Annotated in this window: 19 protein-coding genes; 7 read left to right on the top strand and 12 right to left on the bottom strand. The window is 52.3% G+C overall.

The features are described 5' to 3' along the window. Nucleotides 1-261: 261 nt before the first annotated feature. The 5 genes from K0T92_RS15605 (at nt 262) to K0T92_RS15585 (ending at nt 6,713) form a co-directional block, all read left to right on the top strand. Nucleotides 262-1,968: an alkaline phosphatase gene (locus K0T92_RS15605; RefSeq protein WP_219873411.1), complete on the top strand. Its 1,707-nt coding sequence runs from the start codon at nt 262-264 to the stop codon at nt 1,966-1,968. Between the two features lie 87 nt (nt 1,969-2,055). Beyond that, nucleotides 2,056-2,775: an ABC transporter ATP-binding protein gene (locus K0T92_RS15600; protein ID WP_425517659.1), complete on the top strand. Its 720-nt coding sequence runs from the start codon at nt 2,056-2,058 to the stop codon at nt 2,773-2,775. After that, nucleotides 2,772-3,977, top strand: a complete 1,206-nt coding sequence (locus K0T92_RS15595) for an ABC transporter permease (protein WP_219873409.1) — start codon at nt 2,772-2,774, stop codon at nt 3,975-3,977. Before K0T92_RS15600 ends, K0T92_RS15595 begins: the two co-directional genes overlap by 4 nt. 16 nt (nt 3,978-3,993) lie before the next feature. Then, a complete protein-coding gene (locus K0T92_RS15590) occupies nt 3,994-4,914 on the top strand; it encodes a hypothetical protein (RefSeq protein WP_219873408.1) in 921 nt (306 codons plus the stop codon). Between the two features lie 575 nt (nt 4,915-5,489). Next, nucleotides 5,490-6,713, top strand: coding sequence for an MFS transporter (locus K0T92_RS15585; protein WP_219873407.1), 1,224 nt, complete (start codon nt 5,490-5,492; stop codon nt 6,711-6,713). Between the two features lie 56 nt (nt 6,714-6,769). Here K0T92_RS15585 and K0T92_RS15580 read toward each other — a convergent pair whose 3' ends face one another. Both K0T92_RS15580 and K0T92_RS15575 read right to left on the bottom strand, forming a co-directional pair. Continuing rightward, nucleotides 6,770-7,174, bottom strand: coding sequence for a ribosomal maturation YjgA family protein (locus K0T92_RS15580; RefSeq protein ID WP_219873406.1), 405 nt, complete (start codon nt 7,172-7,174; stop codon nt 6,770-6,772). Between the two features lie 80 nt (nt 7,175-7,254). Further along, a complete protein-coding gene (locus K0T92_RS15575) occupies nt 7,255-7,881 on the bottom strand; it encodes an O-methyltransferase (RefSeq protein WP_219873405.1) in 627 nt (208 codons plus the stop codon). 116 nt (nt 7,882-7,997) lie between these two features. Here K0T92_RS15575 and K0T92_RS15570 point away from each other — a divergent pair, with 116 nt between their 5' ends. Together K0T92_RS15570 and K0T92_RS15565 are read left to right on the top strand one after the other, a co-directional pair. Beyond that, nucleotides 7,998-9,143: a THUMP domain-containing class I SAM-dependent RNA methyltransferase gene (locus K0T92_RS15570; protein WP_219873404.1), complete on the top strand. Its 1,146-nt coding sequence runs from the start codon at nt 7,998-8,000 to the stop codon at nt 9,141-9,143. Nucleotides 9,144-9,234: 91 nt separating this feature from the next. Then, the gene (locus K0T92_RS15565) at nt 9,235-11,217 is read left to right on the top strand and encodes an LTA synthase family protein (protein ID WP_219873403.1); all 1,983 of its coding nucleotides are present in this window, start codon (nt 9,235-9,237) and stop codon (nt 11,215-11,217) included. A 100-nt stretch (nt 11,218-11,317) separates the two neighbouring features. On the opposite strand, the gene K0T92_RS15560 is transcribed toward K0T92_RS15565, so the two are convergent. From K0T92_RS15560 to K0T92_RS15515, 10 genes are all read right to left on the bottom strand, one after another. Further along, the gene (locus K0T92_RS15560) at nt 11,318-11,542 is read right to left on the bottom strand and encodes a YuzB family protein (protein WP_219873402.1); all 225 of its coding nucleotides are present in this window, start codon (nt 11,540-11,542) and stop codon (nt 11,318-11,320) included. Between the two features lie 42 nt (nt 11,543-11,584). Next, on the bottom strand, nt 11,585-11,887 hold the full coding sequence (locus tag K0T92_RS15555) for a HesB/IscA family protein (RefSeq protein ID WP_219873401.1): 303 nt from the start codon (nt 11,885-11,887) through the stop codon (nt 11,585-11,587). A gap of 104 nt (nt 11,888-11,991) precedes the next feature. Continuing rightward, a complete protein-coding gene (locus K0T92_RS15550) occupies nt 11,992-12,234 on the bottom strand; it encodes a hypothetical protein (protein WP_219873400.1) in 243 nt (80 codons plus the stop codon). A 142-nt stretch (nt 12,235-12,376) separates the two neighbouring features. Then, the gene (locus tag K0T92_RS15545; RefSeq protein ID WP_219873399.1) at nt 12,377-13,591 is read right to left on the bottom strand and encodes a M14 family metallopeptidase; all 1,215 of its coding nucleotides are present in this window, start codon (nt 13,589-13,591) and stop codon (nt 12,377-12,379) included. A 457-nt stretch (nt 13,592-14,048) separates the two neighbouring features. After that, entirely contained in the window at nt 14,049-14,858 is an 810-nt protein-coding gene (gene racE / locus K0T92_RS15540) for a glutamate racemase (RefSeq protein ID WP_343223719.1), read from the bottom strand. Nucleotides 14,859-15,041: 183 nt separating this feature from the next. Then, a complete protein-coding gene (locus tag K0T92_RS15535) occupies nt 15,042-16,118 on the bottom strand; it encodes a copper amine oxidase N-terminal domain-containing protein (RefSeq protein WP_219873397.1) in 1,077 nt (358 codons plus the stop codon). Between the two features lie 199 nt (nt 16,119-16,317). Further along, a complete protein-coding gene (locus K0T92_RS15530) occupies nt 16,318-16,710 on the bottom strand; it encodes a YtxH domain-containing protein (protein ID WP_219873396.1) in 393 nt (130 codons plus the stop codon). A 250-nt stretch (nt 16,711-16,960) separates the two neighbouring features. After that, nucleotides 16,961-17,446, bottom strand: a complete 486-nt coding sequence (locus tag K0T92_RS15525; protein WP_219873395.1) for a DUF948 domain-containing protein — start codon at nt 17,444-17,446, stop codon at nt 16,961-16,963. Nucleotides 17,447-17,772: 326 nt separating this feature from the next. Beyond that, nucleotides 17,773-18,441, bottom strand: coding sequence for a helix-turn-helix transcriptional regulator (locus tag K0T92_RS15520; protein ID WP_246628191.1), 669 nt, complete (start codon nt 18,439-18,441; stop codon nt 17,773-17,775). Nucleotides 18,442-18,589: 148 nt separating this feature from the next. Beyond that, nucleotides 18,590-19,015: a DUF86 domain-containing protein gene (locus K0T92_RS15515; RefSeq protein ID WP_219873393.1), complete on the bottom strand. Its 426-nt coding sequence runs from the start codon at nt 19,013-19,015 to the stop codon at nt 18,590-18,592. Nucleotides 19,016-19,113 lie beyond the last annotated feature (98 nt).

The following is a 19,113-nucleotide window of genomic DNA, read 5'->3' as shown; positions in this document are numbered from 1 at the left end:
ATTCATTATGCCCTTTTTGCCGCAGTGTAACAACCGCCAAGGATCGACGATCATTGACAATCGTATGACAAATGCCCTGTTCCAGCTATATCCTACCCTTTCATAGACATTGCCTGCTGTGCAAAAAATCACTGCACTTCCACGCAGCGCGAGGGAACGCTCTTTGCAAATTCACAACAATTCAATGATACTCCCTTAATCTATGACCCGTACAATTCGGATTGAAGATAGAAGACTTCTTAATTATTTGGAGGGAATTTTGTGAAGAAATCATTCAAAGCACTTTTATTGACAGGACTCGCACTCACGATCGTCTCCTCTGGCTCACTGGTTACAGCCAAAGAATCGACGGCGAAAAAACCGCAGTCCAAAAACCTGATCGTATTGATCGGTGACGGCATGGGTCCCGCGCAAGTGACAGCTGCAAGGCTTTACTCCAAGACAGTTCTCGGCAAACCGAGCCTGGCTCTTGATCAATTCTATATCGGACAAGCCACCACGTTCGCAGACCGCGGCGAGGACGGCGGGAAAATTGTCTCCGGCGCAGTAACAGATTCCGCCTCTGCGGGCACTGCTTTTGCAACAGGCAACAAAACCTACAATGCAGGCATCAGCGTATCCAACGAGGATGTATCCAAGCCTTACGCATCCGTTATTGAAGCAGCAGAATTAAGCGGCAAAGCAACCGGACTAGTATCGACGGCAAGAATTACGCATGCGACTCCAGCCGTGTACGCTTCTCATGTCCGCAGCCGAGATAACGAGAGCGCGATTGCTTCGCAATATTTGGAGAGCGGGGTTGATGTTCTGTTCGGCGGCGGCGAGCAATTCTTTCTCAGCAAGGATGAGAAGGGCAAACGCAGCGACAAATCGATCCTGAACGACTTTACTTCCAAAGGCTACAAGATTGTAAGAGACGGAGCTTCTTTAAAAGCTTTGAACAGCAAAACCTCCAAGGCGCTCGGCTTCTTCGGCTCCTCCCATATCGCCTATACCACTGATCGGGATGCCAATACGCCTAATCTGGCGACGATGACAGGCAAAGCGTTGGAGCTTCTATCGGCAGATAAAGATGGCTTCGCGATCATGATCGAAGGCGGCCGTATCGACCATGCCAGCCATGCGAATGATTTCCCGACAACAATCAAGGAAATGCTGGATTTCGATGCAGCGGTTAAAGTTGCAATGGATTTCGCCAAGAAAGACGGCAACACCTCTGTTGTTATTACAGCTGACCATGAGACCGGCGGTCTGTCGCTCTCCCGTGATAATATCTATGAGCTGAACATCGATCAATGGGGCAAGCAGAAGCATTCCTCCGAGTCGATTGTCAATGCTTTGAAGGAAGCGGCATCGATTGATGATATCAAGAAAATTGTTGCCTCCAATACAGCGATTACTGATCTCAGCGATGAGGAAGCACAGCAAATTCTCGATGGAGACGGCTCCTCCTATGGTCGCGAGGGCGGCTATAACGCAGTAGTTTCCAAGCGGTTGCTGGTAGGCTGGGCTGGCCATGGACACTCTGCCGTCGATGTCGGCGTATGGGGTTACGGTCCAATTACAAGCCTTCTTAAAGGCCAAATCGACAATACCCGGGTTGCACAGGCATCTGCACAAATTATCGGCGTTGATCTGAAGAAAGCAACCGAGAAGCTGCAAGCCAAGCATCTGTATCCGAAGTTCAAAGTAACACGCGACAACGCAGTGCTATATCCTGCTCAAGCGCTAGCTGAGGCGCTTGGCGGCAAGTATAAAGCGGATGCGAATGCTGTTATCATTTCCAAAGCTAACAAGCTCGTAACGATTAACCTGAGCACGCTGGCTGTGAAGCATAATGGCACCGAAGCGGCTTACAAGGCGGATCTCGACAACGGCAAGCTGTACCTGCCATTGTCAGCCTTCAACCATCTGACGGGCAAAACGTTGAAGTGGGACTCCCTGTCCGAGCGCATTGTTCTGCAATAAGCAAGCACAGTGAGACCGTATAGCTATATTTTTGAATAGGCCGAACAAACAGGGGAACCAGGTTCTCCTGTTTTTCCATTGGGGGTGATGAGATTGATACAACTTGATCAAGTGGCAAAAGGCTTCCGGGTAAACGGCAAGTCGCTTCCCATTCTAAATATTCCAAGCTGGGAAGTAGCCGCCGGAGAGAAAATTGCCATTATCGGCCCGAGCGGCTCAGGCAAGAGCACACTTCTGCATCTGCTCGGGGGCATTATGGGGCCTGACAGCGGAGGGATTTATGTCCAGTCCCACTCCCTGCACGAAATGTCGCAATCCCGGCGTGATCAATACCGAGCAGCCAATGTCGGCTATATTATGCAGGAGTTCCACCTTATCCCTTCGCTTACGGCAGGGCAGAATGTAGAGCTGGTTATGCCTGTGGCAGGACGCTCCAGGAAACAGCGCAACGACCTGCTTCATCAATGGTTTCATAAGGTGGGACTAGAGGAGCGCATCCATCATCTCCCTGCACAGCTGTCCAGAGGGCAACAGCAGCGGGTAGCTATCATACGGGCGCTGATCAACAATCCCCCGCTCGTTCTCGCAGACGAGCCGACTGGCAGTTTGGACTGGGAGACAGCGGGTGAGCTGACCGAGCTATTATTGAAGATATGCATGACGTCGGGAATGACATTGATAACCGTGACACATGATCTCAATCTCGCGCAGCGCTTCACAAAATGTCTGCATATCAGCGATCTGAACAAGGCGCACCGGACTGGCAAATCAACCTCCGTCCAACCGTATAAGGAGCATATGTTATGAAACTGGCTGCATTCGTTGTCCGGAATATTTTGCACCGCAAATTTCTTTCGCTGCTGACCGTCTCCACTGTCGCTGTAACCGTGGGCCTGATCGTATTCTTGATCCTTATGCAGGAGAGCGTGGAAGAGGGGGCGGCCAAGGGCTACGGCCCCTTCGATCTCGTAGTTGGCGCAGAGGGAAGCGAGACACAGCTTGTCCTGAACACCTTCTATCATGTCGGGGCGCCTGTAGGCAACATTTCACTCGATGTGCTGGATGCTCTGCAGAAGCATAACGGAGTAGATAAGGCATACGGGATGACAACGGGCGACAATTACAACGGGTATCCGATCGTGGGAATTGATCCGGAATATTTTGCAACCCGCTATGGCAATCAGAAGCTGTCCGCAGGCAATCTCTACGGAAGTCTGGGCGAGGTCGTAATCGGCTCTCATGCCGCTCGGGCGCTGGGCGTCTCGGTCGGGGACACGTTCAAGGGCGGCCATGGTTTAGTTGAGGAGGCCGGTCATTCCTTCGACGCCGTGGAGGAGCATCATGATGAGCATGAGGAGTTTCAATATAAAATTGTCGGTATTCTTCCCCCGCTGCATACACCCGATGACCGCGCTGTCTTCACAACGATGGATTACGCCTGGGCCGTTCATGAGGAATCGGGCGAGCATCGGGAAGTTACCGCAGTGCTGGTCAAGCCGCGATCCATTGGGGGCGTACAGGAGATCAAGCTCCAATATGATGGGGAGAACGGCGTTCAAGCTGCGTATACGAGCAAAGCCGTCGCAGATGTACTGGAGGTTGTCGATCTTGGCTCTGAAATGATCGGACTCGTCACGATGCTGTGCATTCTGCTCGCTGCGTCCTCCCTCCTATTATCGTTAACAGCAGCTGCGAACGAGCGCAAGAAGGATGTCGGGCTGCTGAGATTGATCGGCAAATCAAGAGGATATGTCTTCATGACCTTCATCGGCGAAGGCATGGCTTTGGTCATCTGCGGATTAATTGCGGGCATCGGCATAGGCCATCTGGGCGGGTATCTGTTTCAGGACTTGCTGTTCGACTACACCGGAATCAAGATCAACGCGCTGCTGGCGGGCCCGAGCCACCTGCTTCTCATTCTTGGAACGATTGTTCTGGGCGGCTTGGCGATGATGATCCCTTCCTTCAAAATGTACCGGCTGGACCCGCTTCAATTATTCAAAGCATAAAGGCAGGCGAGCGCAGATGAGAAAAATAAAATGGTTTATATTGCTGGCATTCCTTCTTATTCTAGGGTGCGGCAATACTTCGAGTAAAGAGACTGAAGCCGGCTCCTTCGTTGTGGAGAGCGCGGCAGACAGTGTTGGCGATGGAGCGGCTTCTCCGCAAGAAGCGGAGAGTGAAGCTGCGGCAGGCGTCGATGCAGAAACACGATCAAACGCAGCCACTGGGAGCAATAGTGCTGCATCCCAAGCGCCTGCCACGGAGCAAGCAACACCCAAGGAAGCCACGGCGGAGCAGCCCGTCAACAAGCTGTCCGCGCAAGGGCAGACAGCACAAGCAGACGAGATGCCTGCGGCCTCCGCTGCAGACGGTAACGTCAGCGGCAAGCCAGCAGATAAGAATGCTCGACCAGACAAGAAGGCTGAGCCCGCCGGAGTCACTTCCGCAAAGGAGGATGCTTCGGCGGAACCCCGGAACAGTTCATCCAAGGATAGCAAGGGGACGCAGAACAGTACGAATGCAGCCCAGCCTGCTGCCAAAGCGCCAGCTAAGCCAGGGAAGGATAGTACGAACGGGATCAGCACCATCTCCTGGTCCGGATTCTTCGATAATGAGGATCAGACCACACCGTCTGACCAATTCTGGGATTTGAGCGGCAGCCAGGTTGCTATTAACGGCTATATGGGCGAGATTTTGTCCTTTGATAAAAACTGGTTTTTGCTTATTCCGGCACCGGGAGCGGAGTGTCCGTTCGACAACGGCGATGAGACGTACTGGAACAAAATAATGATTGTCTACGTGCCAGCAGATTCGAATCTCAGACATCATAAAGGTCCGCTGAAAGTATCCGGCAGGCTCGATGTAGGCATCAAAGTGGATGAGTCGGGCTATAAAACGATGTTCCGCATCTACGATGCCGAATTTGAAGAAATCACGGAATAACCATTGAGCAGGATACCCCGGCCTGGGGACACCGATTCCATAAACATCGACGCTGCCTGCAATCATCAGGCTGCCCGCGAAAGTCCCGGTAGGCTCCCCGTCAACTAGGTGGTGACATCCGTACCGCGCAGTTCCCATCTCGCCGGGAATCGCGCACACTCCAAACGTGTACGAGCGAATGGCTAAAACAGATCCGGTTCGCAGTTCGAAGGTATAGGGAAGCCTGCGTAAGCGCAGGAATTTCGGCTAAAAGAATGCTTTGCGGGCAGAATGCCTGCCTAAGTGCAGGAATATATAGCGGATTGGGCCAATATTGGGCGAACACCGCGAAATGCCTGCACTTTGGCAGGCATTTCATCTATAGACAAGCCGAAACGAGTAAAAAACTGCCTCCCAGCAGGAATGTTCGCTGATCAAGTGCGCGCGCATACGCAGATTCCCTTCTCCCCAAATGAAGATGAACTCATTCGCCGACCACCATATAATCCCTCCCTACAGATGGCATCGCTCCCCTTTATGATATACTTACTCTATTGTGTTTACATACATCTCAGTCATGACGGGAGCGCGATACGATGGAGCAGTGGAAAAAGAATTTGATTGTGCTGTGGTTCGGACAGTTTCTTGTATTGGCTGGCATGACAATGATTATCCCGTTCCTGTCGCTGTACTTGCAGAGCGATCTGGGATTAAGCGATCCGCATGAGATCGCAACTTGGGCCGGCATTATTTTTGCGGGCAACTTTGTTACGGCCTTTCTGTTTCAGCCTCTGTGGGGCAAGCTGTCGGATCGATATGGACGCAAAATTATGCTCCTGCGATCCGGCTTCGGCATGGCTATCGTCATGGTTTGCATGGGCTTCGCGGTTTCGCCATGGCATCTGCTCGCGCTGCGGCTTATTAACGGTACGATATCCGGCTTTAGCCCGGCATCGATATCGCTCATCTCTGCAACAACGCCCAAGAGCCGGATGGGCTTCGCAATGGGAACGCTGCAATCCGGCGCGATCGCGGGTACTATACTAGGGCCGCTTATGGGTGGTTTATTGGCGGATTGGATCGGCTTCCGGTCCATCTTCTATGTGACCGGAACCTTCATCTTCCTGGCTTCGCTGCTCGCTTTGTTCGTAGTGAAGGAGAGCTTCGACCGGAAGGAAGCCGCCGCCAAGCCGAATGTGTCGCTCATCGAAGGCTTTCGGCAGCTCAGCCGCATCCCTCAATTGACCTCGCTGTTCGCGGTTACCTTCCTGATCCAATTCGCCATGATCGGCCCCATGCCGCTTATGCCCCTCTATGTACAGGAGCTGCACGGAACTTCGGCCAATCTTGCATTCTGGGCAGGCTTTGTCGGCTCAGCGGCGGGCTTGTCCAATATGTTTGCCGCGCCACTGCTCGGCAAGCTTAGTGACCGAATCGGTCAGGAATGGGTACTCGGCGTCTCTCTTATCGGCGCCGCCGTGCTCTTCATTCCGCAAGCCATGTCCACTACAGTATGGCAGCTTCTGTTGTTCCGCTTTTTGCAGGGGATTTTTCTCGGAGGGCTCATACCTTCAGTCAATGCGCTTATCCGCAAGTTTACTCCCGATGGCATGGAGGGCCGCTCCTTCAGTATGAACAGCAGCACGCTCAGCATCGGCAACATGATCGGGCCTATTGTCGGAGGCTTCATCTCCGGCTGGATCGGCATAGAGGGTGTCTTCCTTACCTCCTCTGCGCTCTTCTTCATTAATGCCATATGGGTGCGGCAGACGCTCGTTGCCAGAAGCAAGACCGGGCGCGGAAGAGAACAGCTGGAATGAATCTAGTGCCGGTTCTCAGCCGAACGGTTGAGGGCCCGCCCGGCAAGGATGCTGCACTATTGTGCCGCCCATTTCTTATGCAAGGGGAGAAAGCCGTAACGATCCACCAGGCAGGAAACGAGAATGCCGACGCTATATCTAATTAAATCCATGGTCAGGTAGCCTTTGCCGAGTATAAGTGCACCGAGGGTCGTCGCTCGAATGTCGTTGATCCAGTCGGCCTGATAGAGCTGGCTGAATTCAATTCCGAAGCACAACATGACGCCAAGTCCGGCGGCCATCCCTAATGTCCGATTTATAAATACTATGCGTATAGCAAAATAAATCATCCCCGCCCACAATGCATCGCCAAAATGATCAGCAATAAATGCGGGCAGTTCATCTGCAAAGGCTCTGCTGCTCAAGCCAAGCACAATAACGACGATGACCATAATGAAGTAGCCTAATCTGGCTCTCAACATGACGGTATGTCCTCTCTCATAGTGTCCTCTCTCTCAAAGTATCCCTCTCAAAGTACCACTCTCTCATAGCTGCATGCCCGTTATTTCACAGTAGCAATAGTAAGTCCGTCATAGGCGGGCAGCAGCGTCCCCGTCAATCGTTCATCCCGCAGCATCAGCTCATTAAATCGCCGCATCGCCAGGACAGAAGGGCCATTCTTGGCAGGATCAATCGTTCTGCCATGCAGAAGCGCGTTATCTCCGATAATGACTGCACCCGGATTGGCAAGCTGTATCGCCCACTCCAGATAGACAGGGTAATTCTCTTTGTCAGCATCTATAAAGAAGAAGTCAAACTTGCGCCCCTTATCCGCTAGTATAGACAGGCTGGCCTTGGCATCGCCAATAATGTAATCCACACGCTCCCCATATCCGGCCGCTTTCAGGTTCGTCCATGCCACATCGGCGAATTGGGCCTTGATCTCCAGCGAGGTCAGCCTGCCGTCCTCCGGCAATCCCCGCATGAGACAAATTCCGCTGTAGCCGCCTAATGCGCCGATTTCGAGCACATGCTTCGCGCCTGACATTGTCACCAGCATCGACAGCAGCCTCCCGTAGCCCGGGGCGACCGATATCTCCGGCATCCCATGCTCGCTGATCGATTTCTTCACTCGTTCCAAATCGGCATCCTCGCCAAGTAGCTGCTCTACATATTGTTCTGTTGTCATCTCAATCTGCCTCCGTAATTACGGTTTGTAATTAAACCACTGTTTGTCCTATACTTGATTGTATGATTTTGCGAGACCGGACACAACCGGAGCTGCTCGAAAGTGAGTGAATATGTATGGGTAAATTACAGTTAATTGCAACAGCGCCAATGGGCTTGGAAGCCATCGTTGCGCGTGAATTGAAGGATCTCGGCTATAGTGATATGCAGGTCGGGAATGGGCGTGTTACTTTCTCCGGCGATTATGCCGACATATGCAGGACGAATCTATGGCTGCGCACTTCAGACCGCGTCTTGGTGAAGATGGCGGAGTTCCCTGCACGTACATTCGATGAATTATTCGAAGGAACCAAGGCGCTGGACTGGTCTCATTGGATACCGGAGGACGGCGAATTCCCTGTCGAGGGGCGCTCTCATAAATCGCAGCTCTCCAGTGTGCCCGCATGCCAGAGCATTGTGAAGAAAGCTGTAGTTGAGAAAATGAAGGCGGCCTACGGGACGGAATGGTTCCACGAGGACGGCGCCAGATATGTGATTGAAGTGGCGCTGCTGAACGATATGGCGCTCATTACGCTGGATACGACTGGACCCGGCCTTCACAAAAGAGGTTACCGCAAGCTCGTGACCGAAGCGCCGCTGAAGGAAACGATGGCAGCAGCTCTGGTGCTGCTCAGCCGCTGGCGTCCGGAACGGCCGCTGTATGATCCGTTCTGCGGCTCTGGCACCATTCCCATCGAAGCCGCTCTGATCGGCTGGAATATAGCACCTGGACTGCGCCGCACATTCAATAGCGAAGGCTGGCCCGTCATTCCGCAGCGGCTGTGGGATGATGCACGCGACGAGGCTTACGATTCCGTGAAGGATGACTTCCCGCTGATGATCTCCGGCTCGGATATCGATCCGTCCGCGATTGAAGTGGCCCAGGCTGCCATCAAGAAAGCAGGCTTGGGGCAGGAGATCAAGCTCAGCGTATTGCCCGTAACGAAAGCAAAGCCTGAGGGAGATTATGGCTGCATCATTACGAATCCGCCTTACGGCACCCGTCTGGGCGACGATGAAGAGGCGGAGAAAGCGATTCGCCAGCTTGGCTTCACTGCGGCAACGCTGCCGACCTGGTCCTTCTTTGCACTCAGTCCTGCCAAATCTTTCGAACACTATCTCGGACGCCCGGCGGATAAGAAGCGCAAATTATATAACGGCCGGATTGAATGCGCCCTTTACCAATTTTTCGGGCCTCTTCCTCCATTTCGCAGCCAGGAATAACGTTCCGGTAGCTTGAATTGAATGCGAACTGTACTATAATGAGAGAAGATATTATGAATGAATTGTAAAAAATGAAAGGAATTCCTCTACAATGATAGGAACGTTTCTAAAAGCCGCTCAGCGTGGCGCAGCCGGTTCCATTGATGCTGCTAAACGGCTGAAGGGTGTTGATCTGCTGCTTTTTTTCGTACTAATGATGTTGAAGCTTGTCATGTTCGACCGTTTCATTCATGTTCCCAATATGGCGATGAGCGTGGATGATGTCTTTACCGGACTCGGGGCGCTGGCGCTTGTGTCCTTCTGGACATTGTGGCTGCCGCTTCGCGGCCGAATTGCCGCGCTTGCTCTGTTGAATGTACTGCTGACAGCCATTATTTATGCCGATCTTGTATATTTCCGATATTTTCAGGATCTGATCTCTGTACCGGTATTAACACAAGCAGGGCAAGTAAGCTCGCTTGGCGATAGTATCGGGTCTCTGCTTTTTTGGATTGATATTTGGTTTTTCATAGACTGGCTCTTTATAATTCCCATTGCTCTCTACGTTCTGTTCCGCAGAAGAGAGCCTCGGGCGACACTCTCCTTCGTCAAGCAGAAACGGTGGCGGCGGATACTGCTGCGCTTCTCTATTAGCCTGATCGTTTTTGCAACGGGTCTGACGCTCGTATTCGTTCCCGTGAACATTGCCAAGCGGACATGGGCGCAAGGACTGTTCGTCGGCAACTGGTGGAATCTGTCGCTCTACAATGTAACAGGTGTAATCGGGTTTCACGGATATGATATTTACCGTTATGCGAATCAGCATTGGTTCGATGACAAGACGGTTCCGCCAGAGCAGATCGATGCTGCGAAGCAATGGTTTGCCGAGCGCGGAAGCCTGCGGGAAGGTCTTCAATCCGATGGCATGTTCGGCAAGTATAAGGGCAAGAACGTCATTATGATTCAGGCGGAAGCCTTCCAGAACTTCGTAATCGGCCAATCGCTGAACGGCGTAGAGGTCACGCCCAATATGAACAAAGTGCTTGAAGAGAGCATGTATTTCAGCAATTTCTATCATCAGACGTCACAAGGACGGACATCGGATGCTGATCTGGCCGCCAATATTTCGCTTCAACCGCTGCCTACCGGATCGGTGTTCATCCGCTATGCCCAGCATCAATTCGACAGCCTTCCCTCGGTGCTGAAGGATAGCGGCTACAGCACTTCCGTCTATCATGCCTATGATGGCGGGTTCTGGAACCGGAATGCCATGTATCATAATATGAAATATGATACCTTTTTCAATAAGAAGAACTATACGATAGACGAACCGCTCGGCTGGTCGCTTGGCGATGACTCGTTCTTCAGGCAATCGATCGACGAGATTGCGAAGCAGAAGCAGCCTTTCTACTCCTTCTTGATTACATTGTCCAGCCACCACCCCTATGCGCTGCCGGAAAGCTATCAAACTCTCGACCTCGGCGAATATAAGGGAACGATGTTTGGTGATTACCTGCAGTCGATTCATTATGTCGATACTGCGTTCGGGCATATGGTAGACCGATTGAAGGCCGAAGGGCTGTGGGATGAATCCATCCTGCTGTTCTACGGGGATCATGACAATTCCATACGGGATTGGGAGCCTTTCGAGAAGTTCCTCGGCAAGCCGCTTAGCGACCTGGATCGGCTGAAGATTCTGAAGCAGGTGCCATTATTGGTTCATCTTCCGGATGGGGACAAAGCAGGACGATATGAGGAGCCGGGCGGACAGCTAGATTTGACGCCTACAATACTGCATTTGCTAGGCATATCAACCGCTGACAAGTATATGATTGGCACACCGCTTGTGCTGGACAAGCCGCTGGAAGGCAAAACGATGGTGCTTCGCAACGGTGCTTACACAGACGGAAAAGTGTTCTATATTCCGGCGGAAGACGGCTTGCCCGAGCATAGCCAATGTCTCGATGCGGCAAGCGGCACGCCGCAGGATCGCAGCCTCTGTACAGAGGGAGCTGCCGATGCCCGCAAGGAGCTTGTCACCTCCGATCTTGTTGTCGAGAATGATCTGATTAAAGCGTTTCGGGAGAAGGAGTAGCGTGGACACGCGCGGACACTTCTTATTCTGGCATCGCCTCTAGTATAGGCAAAGCATAGAAAGAACCCGCCCCAGCAAACAATGCCGGAGCGGGTTTCTATTATTTCTTTACATATTTGCGTGCCTTCTCTATCACTTCATCCTCTGTAGGCGCAGTTACATAGCGTCCATTGATGAATATAAATGCAAAACGCGAGCATGGCCCGCAGTATGACTTGCAGCCTACGCGGATTTCCGTGCCCGGCGCCATCTTCTCCAGCTTGGGCAGCATCGTCTTGATTCGTGTATGCTTGCATTTGTCACATATTCGGATATCGTTAGCCATCGTCAGTCTCCCCGCTCCACTTTCCTTGCCGCCCCTCGCCGATTAGTGATCGCCGTGGTTGCCTTTGGTCGGATTCGATATGACGAAGCCTTCCTTGGGCAAGTAGTGATAATCAATCTTGACCCCGTCCAGCAGATCAACGCCTTGCTCCAGCACGACGGTGATGCCCTTATCGGTCTCGATCACCTCATCGTTAGCCCCTGCATCATCCAAACGCATACCATAGTGCGCATGATCTCCATGCGAATGGGTGACATAAATACGCAGCAGCTTGCCTTCATTCTCAGCCTTGTCCAGCTCCTGGCGGAGGATCTTCGCTGCATTGCGGGTTATTTTGCAATTCATAATCGTATTCCATCTCCTTCATGTCAAGCTTGCCCTATACGGCAGCCTGTCCCTCTTCATCTGTCCTTCCTATTGTAAAGAAACAACCCGCAATGTTCAACCTGTTATTGTCGGATTCTCCCTGCATACTTGCGTTCCATATACCTTGTATACCACTCAGCCACAATCATCGTAAAGGCAATATCATCAATTGGAAGAAAAGGAAGCAGATCGGGCATCACCCAATAAAGAATAACCGGAACCACATAAAGAAGCTTGTCCAATAAGCGGACTTCTCTTGCGGCCAGCAAACGAAAGATTCGTACAAACACATGACGCCAATGGCGAAGAGACAATAGTTTGCGCATGGTGGCAGCCTCCTTTTCCCCATTATAGCATAGCGGCGCCTCTGGCGCTCTTGCCTCTCATATAAACAAAGAACCGTTCCAATGTCCTTATTGGGACATCGGAACGGCTCATCCGATTATAGACAGCAGCCGCGGCGGCTTTTCATTTCCGATTCGCAGCCGACTCCATAGCAGCGATAAGCAGTGGACACACCTCATCATACAGATCAGGGAATGACTCCACGGGCAGCGGATTGCATCCATTGCCGACCTCGACCGTAAATCCCGGCTTGCGATAATCATGAATGAACCAATCTTTATATCCGGCATCGCTGCCGCGCAGCTTGATCGGCTTGTAGCCGCTCACCTTCGCCAGCTTATAAGCAATGCGTTCCGACTCCGGCGGCTCATAACCTCGATAGTTCCAGTAGATCTCCTGACCCTGCGTATGAAGCGCCACAACAAGATCAAACTGCTCCCTCTGCGTTAGCTCCGCCAATGCCAGCGCCTCCGGTTCTGTCAATGGCGCTTCGCCGGGATAGTCCCTCGGGCCCGGTCCAGTTGCCGCTCTGCGCTCCACTTCCTCTTCCCAGAAAGCAGGGAATTGATCATTCAGATCGACCCCCCGCACATTGGCCTTCCACTTGACGAAACGGGATGATTGGCGGTTCATCTGAAGCAGCGCTTGATAATGGGGATGATCGCGGCGCAGTCCCTCCTGCGCCAGCTCGACACCGTCCGGGTTGACTAGCGGGACGAACCAGACTGACACTTCCTTCAGAAGCGTGCGCATGTCCGTTCCGCACAGCTTCTCGCCCAGCGAGCAGGCTTGAGCGGCATCCTCCGCGAATGTCATCAGCAGCGGCGCCGTGATCCACTCATTGGCATGCATCGCAGCATTGAAATGAACTTTGCGCGCTCCTTCTCCCAGCCGCAGCGAATAGATCGGTTTCCCCATGACGCTATGTCCGATAACCGTCTTCGTCAGAAATGGATATTCGCGCTGAAGCGCATCCATATCCGCTGTGAGCTCCCTATGTCCATACTCCGCCCTTGCATCCACGATGCGGTGATAACCGCCGGCAGGCACAGTCAGCAGCTGCCCCGGCACAAGCTGCCTGGGGTCCACGCCGGGATTGGCGGCAACAAGCGCTTGAATCGACACCGAGAAAGCTCCAGCCACTCTAATGACAGTATCTCCTGGCTGTACGCAATAGACCGCGACCGTTTGCAGCGGTATAGATAGCAGCAAGCCAGGCATAAGCTGTAATTCGGAAGATATCCGCGGATTGGCCGCGGTCAGAGAAGCCGCATTCACCTCGAACCTTCGGGCAATGCGCAGCAGCGTATCGCCTGGCTGCACGACGTAAGGGAGCATGAGCCAACCTCCTTTAAGCAGGCGCTAATCCTGCCTTCTTCTCCTTCATGTCACATGCTATGCGAACGTCACGGGAGGCATTCCATTTTGTAGCTGATAGCAAATAGATAAAGGAACAGCTTGAGGCTGTCCCATATCTTCCGACTTCCCAGCGTAGCCTGTCCCCTTTTCCAACTGTGGTTTGAAGGCAGCGTGACGGAGAGTAAGAAGCCTGCGAATGAGCATGAATTTCGGTTACAAGATGCCATAATGGTAACATTCCTGCGATTATGCATGATTTGGAGGGGGGAATCGGCCGATAAGGGGAAACGAAAGTAAAATGCCTGCACGCTGGCAGGCATTTTACCTTTATGGGGTCAGAAACGAGATAAATAATGCCGCTTCGCATGTTTCGCCGTGGGAGTTGAAATTACCACAAAGGAGTTTCGGAACAGCTGCAAGCCGCTCCCTGGGGCTATCAAACAATATTGGGCACCTGCCAGACAACCGGTGTCAGCTCGATCTGCTCGCCAAGCCACTGCTGGGTAATCGACTTGAACATGCGCGGTTCGCCGCTGCAGAAAAATTGATGTACAGGCTGATCGTCACTTCTCGCCATCCGGTTGCGGTCATACAGTATGGTGCTGATCTCTCTGGCTGTCTCATCAGCCGAGCTGATTAACGTGATCTCCTTGCCCATAACCTCAGCGATAGTCTCTGCAAGGAAGGGGTAATGTGTACATCCTAATATAAGCGTGTCCAGCTTGCGCTGCTTCAGCGATTCCAGCGATTCACTTACTGCTGCATAGGTTTCGTCAGAACGGAAATTGCCCTGTTCAACGAGCGGGACGAATCTTGGACAAGCGAGGCTTATCACTTCAACTGATGGTGAAAGCTGCTTTAATGCTTGCTCGTATGCTCCGCTTCGGATCGTGCCTTCTGTGCCGATAACACCAATAATCCCTCTCTGCGTGCGGCCATTGGCAGCACGTGCGCCCGGATGAATAACGCCTACGACAGGAATAGAAACGCGGGAACGAATGTCCTCCAGCGCAACTGCAGTGGCTGTATTGCAAGCGATGACAAGCATTTTAGGCCGGTATTGAATCAAGTAGTCCACTATTTCCCGGGTGAATCGGGTTACTTCTTCTGCTGGACGTGGTCCATATGGTGCGCGGGCCGTATCGCCGAAGTAAATAATTTTCTCACGTGGAAGCTGGCGCATAACTTCTTTGACAACGGTTAAGCCGCCTACGCCGGAATCCAGAATTGCGATCGGTTGTTGCACAGACACACCGCTTTCTTGATCGTTTTGTCAGAACTTCAATAGAATATGAATGCAGGAATGAAAATGTACCTACATCTTAGCGCAATTCTGGACAAGGTTCAATAAAGATAACAAAGAGCAAAGCGCCGTTTATGAAAGGATTACGGCACTTTGCTCTGCCCAATTACAGTCTATTGCTGTGCATTAGCGGACGGGTGGATTTTCGGGTATCTCCGAAGTCTCCGTATCCGGCATAACAATGATTTTCCATGCATTCCCTTGCGGCGGCAGACTCTTCGTCAGCATTGGATTGTAGAATCCTATTGCAGCAGAGCCTTTAACCAGCTTAGCTGCTTCCAGCTTGGAACCGTCAGCTGCTGCAACAATTGTCTCTGGCAGCAGATTAAGCCTCACTTCCGCCGGAGAACGGTCACTCAGCCCTTCGCCTTTGATCAGTACCGATATTGTACCGTCATCGCCAGTCATAACTTCTTCAATCGTCCCTGCTGTACCGAGAATCTCTTTCTCCGCAGTCTTCGTCTTAACCTTCAACTCATAAAGCGGTGTTTGAGGAGGAAGGCTTAATGTTGAGAAAATCGCGTGAACAGCCTCCACATCCATGCCAAGAAGCAAGGATTCCCAAGTCAGCTCCTTCCCGTCCTCATCGGTAATCTTCGTTGATGAGTCGACGTTCAGCACGAGTCCGGCAGTGCCGGCTCCATTAATATGGATCTGGCCCTTCCCGTCCTTTATCGCTATGCCGGTCACGAACCCCTGTGTCGTCATCGTCTTTTTCTCCTCCTGCACTACATTCACCTGTTTGCCGTCACGCGTTACATCCGCTTGCAGCACTTGGGAGGCGAAGGATTCCGGCACATACACTTTGCCGCCGATGGATTGCGGGGCAATGCCAAGCTTGATCAGCATTTTGGCGAATGAATACTGATCCTCTCCTACTTTCACACTTGTCCATTGTGCGCCTCTGGTCAGCTCCGCTGACTTGGTCTCCCCATTCCACGCAATCTTGTACCCTAATGCTTCGACAAGCGCGCGAAGCGGCAGCATAACGGTCTTGCCATCCTTATGTAAGTAGCCGGTCTCTGTCGACAGCACCCCATTAATTGCAACCGGATAGTTCAGCTTGACTGCCGAGGCCCCATCCATATTGATCGCAACAGTAGCCTTAGCCTGATCTGAATCACCATAAACGAAACTTGATGCGCCTGAGATCATCATCGCGGCAGCAAGCGCCGTTATACCCAGCCGAGTTGTTCTTTTCATCTTGTATCATACCTCCTGATGTCTTATTCTCACGTTGTTGCATGATTCTAGACGCAATATTTCATGAAAAAGGTTGCAGTCGGGGACAGGAAAAACTTTCCTTCCAGTAACTTTTGCGCCGCCAGCAGCAGTACAAAGAGCCTTATCTAGGTTCGATCTGCGATAAGGCTCTTTGTCCATGTAAGCACGCTTTACATCATCACGAGCGAGACGATTGAAGCTCTGCTTCTCTCTTGGCCTCTATTGGGGACTCATTAACCGCCGCCGTCTCCTCAGCAACAGCTTCTGTATCCCATTCATTCTTGCTGCTGCGCCAGCTGCGCACACTGCCAATCATACTGTCAGCGGAATCCTTCACTTTCGTAGCAAGCGAAGTTGCTCCGCTGCCTACCTGCTTCGCGATCCGCGTTGTCGTTCCGCCGACCTGCCCTGCAATTCGCACCGTATGGCCGCTAACTTGCTGAGCCCCTTGCGAAATATCGCTTCTAATCTCGCGGCCGGATTTCGGTGCCAGCATCAGCGCGGTAATCGAACCGACAATACCTCCGGCCAGCACGCCAAACAAGAAATCTTTTTGCCTGTTCCTTGCCATTCCCTTCGCTCCTTTCACTGCAACCGTTAGCCGCCGGGTTGAGTCGGCTCGGTTGTCAGGTCCACTGCAACCGCTAGCCGCCAAGTTTTGAGTCGGCTCGGTTGTCAGGTTCACTGCAACCGCTAGCCGCCAGGTTTGAGTCGGCTCGGTTGTCAGGTTCACTGCAACCGCTAGCCGCCAAGTTTTGAGTCGGCTCGGTTGTCAGGTTCACTGCAACCGCTAGTCGCCAAGTTTTGAGTCGGCTCGGTTGTCAGTAGTTAGTATCGTGCCCTTCGTCATGCCTTGAGCATGCAGAGGAATGGCTATCTCTTCGTTTGGATTGCCAGAATTGCCAAGCTGCAAGCCCAACCTCTGCCCAGTCCATCGCATCTGCAATCCGATGGCGATATTTGCCTCCAGCCTGCTCAACATGGCGCGAAGCGGTTTCGTTCAGCAGCTCGGTCATTCGGCACAGTGTATCCGATGCATCTGCCGCAGCATCGCCTACGCGTCGGGCAGCATCGAAGATGCGTGCTGTCTGATCAAGCTGACGCTGTACGATACGCGCTGATTCCGTTGCAGGCTGAACAAACTCGCATACCTGGGCAGCTGTCGTCCCCACGCTTCGCTCCATCGACTGGGCAGCTTCAAGCAAGAGTGCGAGCTTGCGATCAGCAGCTCGCAGCCAAATAAGGATGCCCGCAACTAGCAATATAAAACCCGCAACCAAGGCAGCCTCCAACCAAACATGAACCATAGTCTCATTCCTCCTTCTGCCGTCATAGCTAGAAGTGTGGTACACCCACCTCTTAGACGAATGCCCAATTCGTATTGTCATTATAAGCAGCATGGGCTTGACCTGACACTCCAGACCAAATAAATAACATGAAACCTCTCCTGCTAAGCTGCCGGGAATATCGAAACGCAACAGAAGCAGGATGCTGACACCGCTCGCGCTGATTCCCAATGCAGCCGTACCACTATGGCTAGCTTGACAAAAAAAAATCGCCCACCACCTGGCCAAGCTGGCCGGTTAGCGGGCGATCTTATTTGCATTTCTATGTCAAGCAGTGGATTGTCAATCTATTGAGCTCCAGCAATCAGGTAGCTGCACTTGCCGCCGCCCTTGGCCAGACATTCCGTCCGTTCCACCGTCGTGCCAAGCAGCTGCTCGAACAGCGCCAATTCGCACTGGCAAGCTTGCTGATAGAGATTGGCCACCTGAGCGATCGGACAATTGTACTCATGCAGGACAAGCCCGTTCTCCCCATCCTCCAGCTTCACCATATAACCGCCGTCATTCTGTATGGCTGCAAGCTCAGACACTTTCTCCTTCAGCGACTTGCCCTCCATACGGGAGGCATAACGCTCCAGCAGCTTCCGCTTGCGCCCTTCAAACATACGGTCAACCAAAACGGCAGTTTCAGGGTCGTCAGCCAGCTCTTCCAGCAGATCAAGCGCAAGAACATGATAATTTTTAGGAAATAAATGCTCCGCCTGCTCGGTTAACCCATACTTGTGTGTAGGCCTGCCTACGGCTTGCCTGACAAGCGTTGGACGAATGTATCCGTCACGTTCCAGCGTACTTAGATGACGACGTACAGCCATCTCTGTAATTTGCAGCTTCTTGGCCAGCTCCCCGGCATTCATCTGGCCTTTGGTCTTGAACAGCGTCAAAATCGTCTGGCGCGTTGACCCCTCTTGTCTGGATGAAAGCTCCTGCTTGACACCCGGATTGTCTATTTGTTCCAACCTCATCACCACCTAGCGCGTTGGCATGGCTCGGGTCAAGCGATGCATGCGAATGTACTAGCGTCATTGTATCGCATTTTGTCCTTTTCGTAAATCGACATTAACAAGCAGCGGCAGAAGCGTCAACGCTCCTGCCGCTGCTAATACGCTAAGCGTCCAGTTCTCTTGCCATATAAGCTTCTACTGATGCTTGGAATGCTTCGAGTGTCTCAGGTGTGGATAATGTGAAGGGATGCAGCTCATTCCTCGGCCATTCATAATAATCCTGGACAAGCGGCCTCCGCAATCTCACAAGCCCGAGCAAGGGCTCATGAAGCTCTGCCGGAAAAACACCCTCGCCTCCGATAATTTCGATGATGTCCTCGTAACTGCTGGCATCCCGCATAATAAAGCCGTCAATGATGCAGCTCCCCACATCGGTCACGATCTCAATCGCCATATGTAGTGCGCGCTCCTGGGCCAGCCCTTGAAGCAGGCTGCCGTCCCAATGCTCCGCAATATAACGGAGGGCATCCGTAAGATCAGAGATGACATTCAATCTCGCTGATATTTGATCGCGATTAACGTAGTACATGTTCTTCGCTCCCGCCTTGTCTACTGTTTCTTCTTGCGCGCCTTACGCTTCAGCCACATCACCATTACTACACTGCTAATAAGAATGACGAGCAAATA

Origin of the sequence: Paenibacillus oenotherae (genome assembly GCF_019443105.1) — a bacterium.
GTDB classification, from domain to species: Bacteria; Bacillota; Bacilli; order Paenibacillales; family Paenibacillaceae; genus Paenibacillus_Z; species Paenibacillus_Z oenotherae.
The sequence above is the reverse complement of the archived record's forward strand: the minus strand, read 5'-3'. Positions and strand labels throughout refer to the sequence as shown.

Excerpts from the sequence above, each read along its gene's own strand:
- K0T92_RS15600 (WP_425517659.1), top strand. The coding sequence starts at position 2,056 with ATGAGATTGATACAACTTGATCAAGTGGCAAAAGGCTTCCGGGTAAAC.
- K0T92_RS15595 (WP_219873409.1), top strand. The coding sequence starts at position 2,772 with ATGAAACTGGCTGCATTCGTTGTCCGGAATATTTTGCACCGCAAATTT.
- K0T92_RS15590 (WP_219873408.1), top strand. The coding sequence starts at position 3,994 with ATGAGAAAAATAAAATGGTTTATATTGCTGGCATTCCTTCTTATTCTA.
- K0T92_RS15585 (WP_219873407.1), top strand. The coding sequence starts at position 5,490 with ATGGAGCAGTGGAAAAAGAATTTGATTGTGCTGTGGTTCGGACAGTTT.
- K0T92_RS15580 (WP_219873406.1), bottom strand. The coding sequence starts at position 7,174 with ATGTTGAGAGCCAGATTAGGCTACTTCATTATGGTCATCGTCGTTATT.
- K0T92_RS15575 (WP_219873405.1), bottom strand. The coding sequence starts at position 7,881 with ATGACAACAGAACAATATGTAGAGCAGCTACTTGGCGAGGATGCCGAT.
- K0T92_RS15570 (WP_219873404.1), top strand. The coding sequence starts at position 7,998 with ATGGGTAAATTACAGTTAATTGCAACAGCGCCAATGGGCTTGGAAGCC.
- K0T92_RS15565 (WP_219873403.1), top strand. The coding sequence starts at position 9,235 with ATGATAGGAACGTTTCTAAAAGCCGCTCAGCGTGGCGCAGCCGGTTCC.
- K0T92_RS15560 (WP_219873402.1), bottom strand. The coding sequence starts at position 11,542 with ATGGCTAACGATATCCGAATATGTGACAAATGCAAGCATACACGAATC.
- K0T92_RS15555 (WP_219873401.1), bottom strand. The coding sequence starts at position 11,887 with ATGAATTGCAAAATAACCCGCAATGCAGCGAAGATCCTCCGCCAGGAG.
- K0T92_RS15550 (WP_219873400.1), bottom strand. The coding sequence starts at position 12,234 with ATGCGCAAACTATTGTCTCTTCGCCATTGGCGTCATGTGTTTGTACGA.
- K0T92_RS15545 (WP_219873399.1), bottom strand. The coding sequence starts at position 13,591 with ATGCTCCCTTACGTCGTGCAGCCAGGCGATACGCTGCTGCGCATTGCC.
- K0T92_RS15535 (WP_219873397.1), bottom strand. The coding sequence starts at position 16,118 with ATGAAAAGAACAACTCGGCTGGGTATAACGGCGCTTGCTGCCGCGATG.
- K0T92_RS15530 (WP_219873396.1), bottom strand. The coding sequence starts at position 16,710 with ATGGCAAGGAACAGGCAAAAAGATTTCTTGTTTGGCGTGCTGGCCGGA.
- K0T92_RS15525 (WP_219873395.1), bottom strand. The coding sequence starts at position 17,446 with ATGGTTCATGTTTGGTTGGAGGCTGCCTTGGTTGCGGGTTTTATATTG.
- K0T92_RS15515 (WP_219873393.1), bottom strand. The coding sequence starts at position 19,015 with ATGTACTACGTTAATCGCGATCAAATATCAGCGAGATTGAATGTCATC.